Here is an 11130-nt window from a genome sequence, read left to right as displayed (position 1 = left end):
GCAGGCGGGGCATCCAGTACGCCGCGGCTTATCCGAATCCCCCAGGGGTCTCTGGAATACTGGATCACCCGCTCCAGTGCGCAATTGCGCACAAGGCGGGTGATGACAGCCTTGATTGTTGGTTGAGGTCGCCTTCGATGGGCTAATCGCTCACCGCGGCAGCGTCGTCGACCCCATCAGATACTGATCGATCGCCCGCGCGCACAGCCGGCCCTCGCGGATCGCCCAGACCACCAGCGACTGGCCGCGGCGCATGTCGCCGGCGGAGAACACGTTGGGCAGCGAGGTCTGGTAGTCGTGCGTGTTGGCGCGGACGTTGCCGCGCTGGTCGAGATCGACACCGAGGCTCTTCAGCATGCCCTCGTGCACCGGATGCACGAAGCCCATGGCGAGCAGCACGAGCTGCGCGTCGAGTTCGAATTCGGTTCCCGCTATCGGCTTGAACTTGTCGTCGACCTGGACGCAGTGCAGCTTTTGCACCTTGCCGTCGACGCCCGAGAATTTCTGCGTCAGCACCGCGAATTCGCGCTTGGCGCCTTCGGCCTGGCTCGACGAGGTCCGCATCTTCAAGGGCCAGTTCGGCCAGGTGATGCCCTTGTTCTCGTGCTCGGGCGGCGCCGGCATGATTTCAAGTTGCGTGACGGATTTCGCGCCCTGCCGGAACGAGGTGCCGATGCAGTCCGAACCGGTGTCGCCGCCGCCGATGACGACGACATGCTTGCCTTCGGCGAGAATCTCGGTGGCGTCGCCGAGCGGCTCGGAGGAGACGCGGCGATTTTGTTGCGGCAGGAAATCCATCGCAAAGTGGATGCCGTCGAGGTCGCGGCCGGGGATCGGCAGATCTCGGCCGGCTTCGGCGCCGCCGGTCAATGCCACCGCGTCATACTGGTTCAGCAGCTCGCGCGGATCGATCGCTCCTTGCGAAGTGCCGCCGACATGGACGCCGTAATGGAACGTCACGCCCTCGGCTTCCATCTGCGCCACGCGGCGGTCGATGACGTGCTTTTCCATCTTGAAGTCGGGAATGCCGTAACGAAGCAACCCGCCGGCCTTGGCGAATTTTTCGTAGACGTGGACGTCGTGGCCGGCGCGCGCGAGCTGCTGCGCAGCCGCAAGTCCTGCGGGTCCGGAGCCGATGATCGCGACCTTCTTGCCGGTCTTGACCGGCGCAATCTCCGGCTTCAGCCAGCCATTGTCCCAGGCGCGATCGACGATGGCGCATTCGATGGTCTTGATGGTGACCGGGTTGTCGTCGATGTTGAGCGTGCAGGACGCTTCGCACGGCGCGGGGCAGATGCGACCGGTGAACTCGGGGAAATTGTTGGTCGAGTGCAGGTTGCGCGAGGCCTCTTCCCAGTTGGCCTGATAGACGAGGTCGTTGAAATCGGGGATCTGGTTGTTGACCGGGCAGCCCGGCGTGCCCGGCGCCACCGAACCGGTGCCGTGGCAATAGGGGATGCCGCAATTCATGCAGCGCGCGGCCTGGTCGCGGGTGTCCTTCTCGCTTAAGGGAATGACGAATTCGCGATAATGCTTCAAACGATCCGCGACCGGCGCATACTTGCGATCATGCCGGTCGATTTCCAGAAAACCTGTGATCTTGCCCATTAAACCTGATGCCCCTGCATCTCTCGTTCGTATCTATTTGTTTCCGTCACTCTCCGTCATTGCGAGGTGCGCTGGCGACGAAGCAATCCATGGTTCGGCTTGTGGCGCTATGGATTGCTTCGCTGCGCTCGCAATGACGGGCTCGTATAACTAGGCCCCGATCGCGATTTTTGGCTCGGCGTCGGCGTTCGCCTTCATTTCCTTCAGTGCGCGGCGGTATTCCACCGGCATCACCTTGCGGAATTTCAGGAGCCACGTCTTCCAGTCGGCGAGGATTTCGGCCGCTTTCTTCGAGCCCGTCAGCTTGGCGTGGCGCGTGATCAGGATGTGCAGCCGCTCGATATCGGACTCCAGCAGATTGGCGAACACGTCGACCCGGCCATGCGCTTCGAGGTCACCGGAGTGGTTGTAGGTGTTGGCGTTGATCAGCTCTTCCGACAGCACAGGTTCGAGCTCGACCATCGCCATGTTGCAGAGTTTGGCGAAGTCGCCGGCCTCGTCCAGCACATAGGCGATGCCGCCCGACATGCCGGCCGCGAAATTGCGCCCGGTCTTGCCAAGCACCACGACGATGCCGCCGGTCATGTATTCGCAGCAATGGTCGCCGGCGCCTTCGACGACCGCAATCGCGCCGGAGTTACGCACCGCAAAGCGCTCGCCGGCGATACCGCGGAAGTAGCATTCGCCCTCGATCGCGCCGTACATCACCGTGTTGCCGACGATGATGGATTCCTCCGGCACGATGCCGGAGTTCCGCGGCGGCTTGACGATGATGCGGCCGCCGGAAAGGCCCTTGCCGACATAGTCGTTGCCTTCGCCTTCGAGATCGAAGGTGACGCCGCGCGCCAGCCACGCGCCAAATGCCTGGCCCGCGGTGCCCTTCAGGCTGACATGAATGGTGTCATGCGGCAGCCCGGCATGGCCGTAGATCCTGGCCACCGTGCCCGACAGCATCGCGCCGGCGGAGCGGTCGGTGTTGTTGATCTCTTCCTCGATTTTGACCGGCGCGCCGCGGTCGAGCGCGGCCTGCGCCTTCTCGATCAGCCGGCGGTCGAGCACCTTCTCCAGATGATGGTTCTGTGCCTCGGCGTGATAGATCTTCTGGCCCTTCTCTTCCTTCTGGCGGACGAAGAGTTTTGAGAAATCGAGCCCCTTGGCCTTCCAGTGCGCCACCAGCGTGGACTGGTCGAGCATCTGGGTCTGGCCGACCATCTCGTCGAACTTCTTGTAGCCGAGCTGTGCCATGATCTCGCGCACCTCTTCCGCCACGAAGAAGAAGTAGTTGATGACGTGCTCGGGCTGGCCGGTGAAGCGCTTGCGCAGCACCGGATCCTGCGTCGCGACGCCGACCGGGCAGGTGTTGAGGTGGCACTTGCGCATCATGATGCAGCCGGCCGCGATCAAAGGCGCGGTGGCAAAGCCGAATTCGTCGGCGCCCAGGAGCGCGCCGATCACGACGTCGCGTCCGGTGCGGAAGCCGCCGTCGACCTGGACCACGATGCGGCTGCGCAGCCGCTCGCGCACCAGCGTCTGGTGGGTTTCGGCAAGGCCGATTTCCCACGGCGAACCGGCGTGCTTGATCGAGGTTAAGGGGGACGCGCCGGTGCCGCCCTCGAAGCCTGCAATCGTCACGTGGTCGGCGCGTGCTTTCGCCACGCCCGCGGCCACCGTGCCGACGCCGATTTCGGACACCAGCTTGACCGAGACCTGTCCGTCCGGATTGACGTTCTTGAGGTCGTAGATCAGCTGCGCCAGATCCTCGATCGAATAGATGTCGTGATGCGGCGGCGGCGAAATGAGACCGACGCCCGGCGTCGAATGCCGCACGCGCGCAATCGTCGCGTCGACCTTGTGGCCGGGCAACTGGCCGCCTTCGCCGGGCTTGGCGCCCTGCGCCATCTTGATCTGCATCATGTCGGAGTTGACGAGATATTCCGTCGTCACGCCGAACCGGCCCGAGGCGACCTGCTTGATCGCCGAGCGCATGCTGTCGCCGTTCGGCAGCGGCTTGAAGCGATCGGATTCTTCACCGCCTTCGCCGGTGTTGGACTTGCCGCCGATCCGGTTCATGGCGATCGCCAGCGTGGTGTGCGCCTCGCGCGAGATCGAGCCGAACGACATGGCTCCCGTGGCGAAGCGCTTGACGATTTCGGCGGCCGGCTCGACCTGGTCGAGCTTCACGGGCTTCCGCTTCTCGTCCTCGGCAGTCTTGAGGCGGAACAGGCCGCGCAGCGTCAGGAGCCGTTCCGACTGCTCGTTGAGGATCTTGGCGAACGCCCGGTAGCGCTCCTGCGAATTGCCGCGCACGGCATGTTGCAGTGTCGAGACGGACTCAGCCGTCCAGGCATGGTCCTCGCCGCGGGTGCGGTAGGCGTATTCGCCGCCGACATCGAGCGCGGTCTTGTAGACCTGCGCTTCGCCGAACGCGTCCGTATGGCGGCGCGCGGTTTCCTCGGCGATTTCGGCCAGGCCCACGCCCTCGATGCGGGTATGGGTACCGGCGAAATACTTGGCGACGAAATCCGCCTTCAGCCCGACGGCGTCAAAAATCTGCGCGCCGCAATAGGATTGATAGGTCGAGATGCCCATCTTGGACATCACCTTCAACAGGCCCTTGCCGATCGACTTGATGTAGCGCTTGACGATTTCATAGTCGTCGAGCGAGCCGGGCAGGCGATCCTTCATCGCGATGATGGTTTCGAACGCGAGGTAAGGATTGATCGCTTCGGCGCCGTAGCCCGCCAGACATGCGAAATGATGCACTTCGCGCGGTTCGCCGGATTCGACGACGAGACCGACCGAGGTGCGCAATCCCGTGCGGATCAGATGATGATGCACGGCGGCGCAGGCCAGGAGCGAGGGGATCGGAATCCGGTCCGAACCCGCCATGCGGTCGGACAGGATGATGATGTTGACGCCTTCGCGCACCGCGCCTTCGGCGCGCGCACAGAGTTCGTCGAGCACCTGCTCCATCCCCGCCGCGCCGAAGCCGGCATGGAATGTGGTGTCGAGCGTGCGCGACTTGAAATGGGTGCCCGCGACATCGGAGATCGAGCGGATCTTTTCCAGGTCCGCATCGGTCAGGATCGGCTGGCGCACTTCGAGCCGCTTGGTCGAGGCCATGCCCTGCAGGTCGAACAGGTTCGGTCGCGGCCCGATGATCGAGACCAGGCTCATCACGAGCTCCTCGCGGATCGGATCGATCGGCGGGTTGGTGACCTGCGCAAAGTTCTGCTTGAAATAGGTGAACAGCGGCTTCGGCCGGTGCGACAGCGCCGAGATCGGCGTGTCGTTGCCCATCGAGCCCGCGGCTTCCTCACCGGTGGCCGCCATCGGCGTCATCAGGATGGTGACGTCTTCCTGGCTGTAGCCAAACGCCTGCTGCCGGTCGAGCAGCGGCAGGTTTGAGCGCATGCCCTTGGTGGGCGCGTCAGGCAGTTCCTCCAGCACGAGCTGGGTGCGATGCAGCCAGTCGCTGTAGGGATGGCTCTTGGCCAGCGTCGCCTTGATCTCGTCGTCGGGAATGAGGCGTCCCTGTTCGAGGTCGACCAGCAGCATCTTGCCGGGCTGCAGCCGCCACTTGGTGACGATCTGGTCCTCGGGAATCTTCAGCACGCCCATTTCGGACGCCATCACGATGCGGTCGTCCTTGGTGACGAGATAGCGCGCCGGACGAAGCCCGTTGCGGTCGAGGGTCGCGCCGATCTGACGGCCGTCGGTGAAGGCGATCGCGGCGGGGCCGTCCCACGGCTCCATCAGTGCGGCGTGATATTCGTAGAAGGCGCGGCGCGTCTCATCCATCAGGGGATTGCCGGCCCACGCTTCCGGAATCATCATCATGACGGCGTGCGGCAGCGAGTAGCCGCCCTGCACCAGGAATTCGAGTGCGTTGTCGAAGCAGGCGGTGTCGCTCTGGCCTTCATAGGAAATCGGCCACAGACGGCTGATATCCTTGCCGTAGAGCTCCGAATGCACGGAGGCCTGGCGCGCCGCCATCCAGTTGACGTTGCCGCGCAGCGTGTTGATTTCGCCGTTATGGGCGATCATCCGGTAGGGATGCGCCAGCGACCAGGTCGGGAACGTGTTGGTCGAGAAGCGCTGATGCACCAGCGCCAGCGCGCTCTCGAAATCCGCTTCGTGCAAATCCGGATAGTACTTGCCGAGTTGGTCGGCGAGGAACATGCCCTTGTAGATCACGGTGCGGCACGACAGCGAGACCGGGTAGTAGCCGGCCATGCCGCGGTCGCGGCGCTGATAGATCGCCTGCGAGATCGACTTGCGCAGGATGTAGAGCCTGCGCTCGAACTCTTCCTCGGTCTTCGCCGTGCCGTTGCGGCCGATGAACACCTGCATGTGGTAGGGCTCGGTCGGCTTGACGGTTACGCCGAGCGAAGCGTTGTCGGACGGCACGTCGCGCCAGCCGAGCAGCACGAGGCCCTCTTCCTTGATCTGTTCGGCGATGATGCTCTGGATCACCTTTCGCCACGCCGTCTCCTTCGGCATGAACAGCGCGCCGATCGCGTAGTGACCGGGCTCCGGCAGCTTGAAGCCGATCTCGGCGGCCTTGCGAGCGAAGAAGGCATGCGGGATCTGCACCAGAATGCCGGCGCCGTCGCCGGCACGCGGATCGGCGCCGACCGCGCCGCGATGTTCGAGGTTGCAGAGAATGTTGATCGCGTCGGAGACGATCTGATGCGACTTCTTGCCCTTGATGTTGGCGATGAAGCCGACGCCGCAGGAATCCTTCTCCATCGAGAGGTCGTACATGCCCTCGGCCGGCGGGCGCCAGCTGTGCTCGCGCGGAGAATCTTCAAGCAAAGTGTCGGCCGGTTTCGAAGCCGCGGTCGCCGACAGTGCTTCTGCCACGATGTTTTCGCGCTCGAATTCCGACCCGCTCATCTTATTCCTCTCAAAAAAAGGCTAAGGGCCTCACCGCATCGTCGGCGCACCTTGGACGCTTGCGGCACCCACCGGGCCACCGCTCGTCCTCCGCGAGCCGCAATTTCTTAAATTCAGGCTTGGGCGTTCAACGTCCCTGAGGAACGGCCTTGCCTGCACTGCCCTGGAGCTCGTGGCACCACGGTTTCGTTGCAATCCCTGTGCCGGGATGGCCCCGCAATTGAGACAGTGATACTGTCCTAACTCCGACAATGCCAAATTTTTGTCTATCACACAAGCGCGTGAAAGTCCTCGCCCGCATGTGGATCGGCGCTTTGCGGCCGGGGAAAAACCCGCCGGCGCGGGTTTACGGCGGCGGCGCCCCGATCCCGCCCAAGGACCGCCGGATTTCGCAATGAAATATTGGCCTGGGCCGGCAGGCGAGCGAGCGAAATGCTCCCGTTCAGGGCTCGGTGGCTGCGGGGTTACAGGAGCTTTCGGTGATGAAGTTTTTCACGGGATCTTTGGCGGCGGGACTGGTCCTTCTGGCGGGCAGCGCGCAGGCGCAGGTACCCGGGCCCTACACGGCGGCATCGGATGTCGAGACCCCCTATGCGGCAGCACCGCAGGTGGTTCCCCCGCCGAACTACGGACCCGGGCCGCGCTACGGAAACAGCCCAAGCCTGCTGCCGTCGACGGAAGTCTATTCCGTGCTCCGCGATAACGGATTCTCGCCGCTCGGCATCCCCAGGCTCCGCGGCTTCGTCTACACGATCGCTGCCATCGATCGCGGCGGCGCGGACGGACGGCTGATTATCGACGCGCGAAATGGCCGGATCATCCGCTTCCTGCCGGCCTACCGCATGGGCGGGGACAATTACTACGAAGAGCAGAGCGCCCTCCGTGGGCCCTTCATGGATCAGCCGCCGCAGGCCCACCTGGCGCCGGACCATGTCCAGGCCGCGCCGCAGCCGTCACGGCCAGCTCCTCGCGTCGCGAGCCGCACGGTGCCGATGCCGAAGGCCAATCCACTGGCCTCCAAACCTGATACCGCGCCGATTAAGCAGGCGGCCGCGCCTGCGCCAAAACCGGCTGAGGCGCTGGTAGCCGCGCCGGTGACAACCGGCTCGGCTCCAGCCAAGCCTGCCCCGCAGATTGCGCCGACCCAGGACATGCCTTCGATGCAGGGTCTGGAATAGCCTCTACCGTGGTCCCTGCTTTCGCAGGGAGGACAAAAAACGCCCCGGTCTTTCCGGGGCGTTTTTCATTGCCGCACGTTGCGAGCTATTCGCGCGCGCCTGCGGCGGCCAGGATCAGGTCGGCGACCTTGTCGGGCTGCGAGACCAGCGACAGATGGCCGGCGTCCAGTTCGACCGTCGTCGCATTCATCCGCTTGGCGAGAAACCGCTCGAGATCGGGATTGATGGTGTAGTCGAGCTTCGACACGGCATACCAGCTCGGCTTGCTGCGCCACGCCGCCTCCGTGGTGCGGCCGGTGAAAATGGAAGCCGCAGTCGGCCATTGCACGGCATAGAGGACTTTCGCGGTCGTCGGATCGACCCCATTGGCGAAATATTTCAGGAAGGCATCCTCGGATAATTTGGTGAAGCCGTCATGCTCCTGCACGCCGGCTCGCGCGGGGCCTGCCGGAAACTTCTGCGAAAGCGCGACGAAATCCTCGCCCGCATCCGGCGCGCGCGCCGCGATATAGACGAGCCCTGTGACCTTCGGGTCGGTGCCGACTTCGCTGATCACGGTGCCACCCCAGGAATGCGCCACCAGCACCGTCGGGCCGTCCTGTTGCGCCAACACGCGGCGTGTCTCGGCAACGGAGTCTGCCAACGAGGTCAGCGGATTCTGTACCGCGGTGACGTGAAGTCCCGCCGCCTGAAGCTTTGGAATGACCTGCGCCCAGCTCGATCCGTCAGCCCATGCGCCGTGCACCAGCACGACATTCTTCGCCTTGACGGTGCCGGCGGCCAGCGCCGGCGCGGCTTGCACGCCGAGTGATCCCGCAAGGACGCCGGCAACGATTGTCAGTGTTCGTAACATGCTCATCGGTCTGCTCCATGATCGGCTTGATAAGCGGCTCGCCCGCTCCAGTTCCAAATTCGAGGAGAGCGACCGCATCGTTACACAACCTCACGGCGACGTGAGCCCCGCGAGGCCTTCAAAATTGCAGGTCAGGAATGCGCGCAAAAAAAAACGCCCCGGTTTCCCGGGGCGTTTTCGCGTTCAGCCAATATCGGCTGAAACCTGTACCGTGTTACGCCGCGACCGAAGCATCGACCACCTGCGGGGTCTGCGCGCCGGAATTGATCGGAATGCTGCGCGGCTTCTTGGCCTCGGGAATCTCGCGGACGAGATCGACGTGAAGCAGGCCGTTCTCGAGCGAGGCGTTCTTCACCTGCACGAAATCGGCAAGCTGGAATGCGCGCTCGAAGGCACGCGCGGCGATGCCGCGGTAGAGCACTTCGGAATTGTCCTTGCCGTTTTCGTTGGCTGACTTCTCGCCCTTGATCGTCAGCGTGTTTTCTTTCGCGACGATCGAAAGCTCGCCTTGCGAGAAGCCGGAAACCGCAACGCTGATGCGGTAGGCGTTCTCGCCGGTGCGCTCGATATTGTAGGGGGGATAGCCGGGGCTGCCGTCTGACGTTGCCTGGTCGAGCAGATTGAAGAAGCGGTCGAAGCCGACGGTGGAGCGATAGAACGGGGTGAGATCGTAGGTACGCATGGGTAGTCCTCCATTGAGCGACTGTTTCAGGTAACCCGCCCGCCATCGGGCCGGGCTTTCGCAACTGCGCAGCCTTTGTGTTTCGGTTCTGAAACACTGGTAGCGGCCTGCACAGAAATGATATGGGAGGGGTGAAACAGCGTTCAAGAGGGGTCAAACAGGCTCGTTTTCGACGCTCCCACCCTTGATTTCCAGTCCTTTTCACCTAGCCGGTTGCCCGTCATGACGCTCGTCTCTATCCCCGCCAATCCGGTTCCGGAGGACGTCGTCTCAGGCACCATCAAGACGCCCGACGGCGCGGAATTGCGGTTCGCGCGCTGGGCGCCACCGGCAGGACGCAAGGGCACGGTCTGCGTCTTCCCCGGGCGGACCGAGCCGATCGAGAAATATTTCGAGACGGTGCGTGACTTGCGCGATCGCGGGTTTGCGGTGGCGATGATCGACTGGCGCGGCCAAGGGCATTCCTCGCGCCGCCTGCGCGACCCGCGCAAGGGCTATGTCCGCGACTTCTCCGATTACGAGGTCGACGTCGAAACCTTCGTGCAGCAGGTGGTGCTGCCGGATTGCCCGCCGCCCTTTTTCGCGCTGGCGCATTCGATGGGCGGGGCAGTCATGCTGCGGGTGGCGCGTGCGGGAAAACGCTGGTTCGACCGCATGGTGCTGTCGGCGCCGATGATCGACCTGCCGGGGCGCACGACCGCGTTCCCGACGCGGGCATTGCTTCGGGTCATGCGGCTGATGGGGCAGGGCGGCCGCTACGTGCCCGGCGGCAGCGACGCGCTGACCGGAACGGAATCCTTCATCAACAACCCCTTCACCAGCGATCCCGTGCGCTTCGCCCGCAACGCTGCGATCCTGGAAGAAGACCCGACGCTGGGCATCGGCTCGCCGACGGTGGCCTGGGCCGATACCGCCTTCAGCGCGATGCATACCTTTCGTGGCGTGAGCTACCCGTCCGAAATCCGCCAGCCGATCCTGATGCTGGCCGCCAGCAACGACACCATTGTCTCCACGGCCGCGATCGAGGAATTCGCCTATCATCTGCGCGCCGGCTCGCATCTGGTGATCGCGGGCTCCAGGCACGAGATCCTGCAGGAGCAGGATCGCTACCGCGCGCAATTCTGGGCGGCGTTCGACGCCTTCGTACCGGGCACGCCACTGTTCAAGTGATGCTCAGCGCGAGGCCGGCTTCGGCAGCCGCGCCGTGATCCGCCCGGGCAGCCGCTTCTCGACGAACAGGGTCCTGACTTCGGCGACGCTGAGATAACGCTCCTCGCCTTCGCCCTTGCCGAGAATTTTCAGCAGCACCGGCCATTCGCCCTTCATCAGCATGGGGTAGTACCAGCGCGCCGCATCGCCGTCGCGCTTGAGATTGGCCTTCATGAAGGTGTCGATCTCCTTTGCCGTCAGCCCGCGCTCGACGCCGCCTCCGACAGGATCCTTGCGGTCCTTGCCGAAGCCGGCGAGCCGGGCGATTTCGTCCTCATGGACCTTCGCATCGACGTCGAGAATGCGCGAGCCGCCGCCATGCTTGTCGAGCGGGCCATCGCGCAGTTCGTCGAGAACGGCGCCGGAGGTTGCGCTCTTCAACACGCTCAGCGGACCGAGGCCGTTCGCAATGACAGCGACCATTTTGGTTTTCAGCCGCACCTCGTTTTGGGCAGAGCCGGTTTCGCCGCTCGCCAATCCGATCATTTCGGAGAGTTGCGAAAGCGGCACGACGTGACCGCCAACATAGCCGTTGGCGACCAGCGCGCGCAAAAACGGGCAGGGATTGTTGGGTGAAACGGCAAACTGCCCGGCGGGCGCAGCGCCCGTGGTGGTGGCAATGCGGTCGTCTGACATGGTTCAAATCCTTAAATGGCGCCGAATCTGAAAAATGGCCAGTGCCCGCCGCGGAGCGGATGACG

The 11130-nt window shown here is 63.9% G+C and carries 6 protein-coding genes and 1 pseudogene; 2 read left to right on the top strand and 5 right to left on the bottom strand.

Going from position 1 to position 11130, the window contains the following annotated elements; translation table 11 throughout:
* Positions 1-150: 150 nt before the first annotated feature.
* Positions 151-1608, bottom strand: a complete 1458-nt coding sequence (locus tag ACVWVY_RS00680) for a glutamate synthase subunit beta (protein WP_456624593.1) — start codon at positions 1606-1608, stop codon at positions 151-153.
* Between the two features lie 150 nt (positions 1609-1758).
* The gene (gene gltB / locus ACVWVY_RS00675; RefSeq protein ID WP_456624592.1) at positions 1759-6507 is read right to left on the bottom strand and encodes a glutamate synthase large subunit; all 4749 of its coding nucleotides are present in this window, start codon (positions 6505-6507) and stop codon (positions 1759-1761) included.
* 482 nt (positions 6508-6989) lie between these two features.
* Between gltB and ACVWVY_RS00670 the strand changes: the two genes are divergently transcribed.
* Positions 6990-7685: a hypothetical protein gene (locus ACVWVY_RS00670; RefSeq protein ID WP_456624591.1), complete on the top strand. Its 696-nt coding sequence runs from the start codon at positions 6990-6992 to the stop codon at positions 7683-7685.
* Between the two features lie 85 nt (positions 7686-7770).
* On the opposite strand, the gene ACVWVY_RS00665 is transcribed toward ACVWVY_RS00670, so the two are convergent.
* Positions 7771-8544: an alpha/beta fold hydrolase gene (locus ACVWVY_RS00665; protein WP_456624590.1), complete on the bottom strand. Its 774-nt coding sequence runs from the start codon at positions 8542-8544 to the stop codon at positions 7771-7773.
* Positions 8545-8752: 208 nt separating this feature from the next.
* On the bottom strand, positions 8753-9220 hold the full coding sequence (locus ACVWVY_RS00660) for an Hsp20 family protein (RefSeq protein ID WP_456624589.1): 468 nt from the start codon (positions 9218-9220) through the stop codon (positions 8753-8755).
* A gap of 222 nt (positions 9221-9442) precedes the next feature.
* On the opposite strand from ACVWVY_RS00660, the gene ACVWVY_RS00655 reads away from it, so the two are divergent.
* A complete protein-coding gene (locus ACVWVY_RS00655; RefSeq protein WP_456624588.1) occupies positions 9443-10390 on the top strand; it encodes an alpha/beta hydrolase in 948 nt (315 codons plus the stop codon).
* A gap of 9 nt (positions 10391-10399) precedes the next feature.
* Here ACVWVY_RS00655 and ACVWVY_RS00650 read toward each other — a convergent pair.
* Positions 10400-11065, bottom strand: a pseudogene (locus ACVWVY_RS00650) (di-heme-cytochrome C peroxidase); the annotation flags it as partial.
* Positions 11066-11130 lie beyond the last annotated feature (65 nt).

It is taken from the genome of Bradyrhizobium sp. URHC0002 (assembly GCF_054059515.1).
The sequence above is the reverse complement of the archived record's forward strand: the minus strand, read 5'-3'. Positions and strand labels throughout refer to the sequence as shown.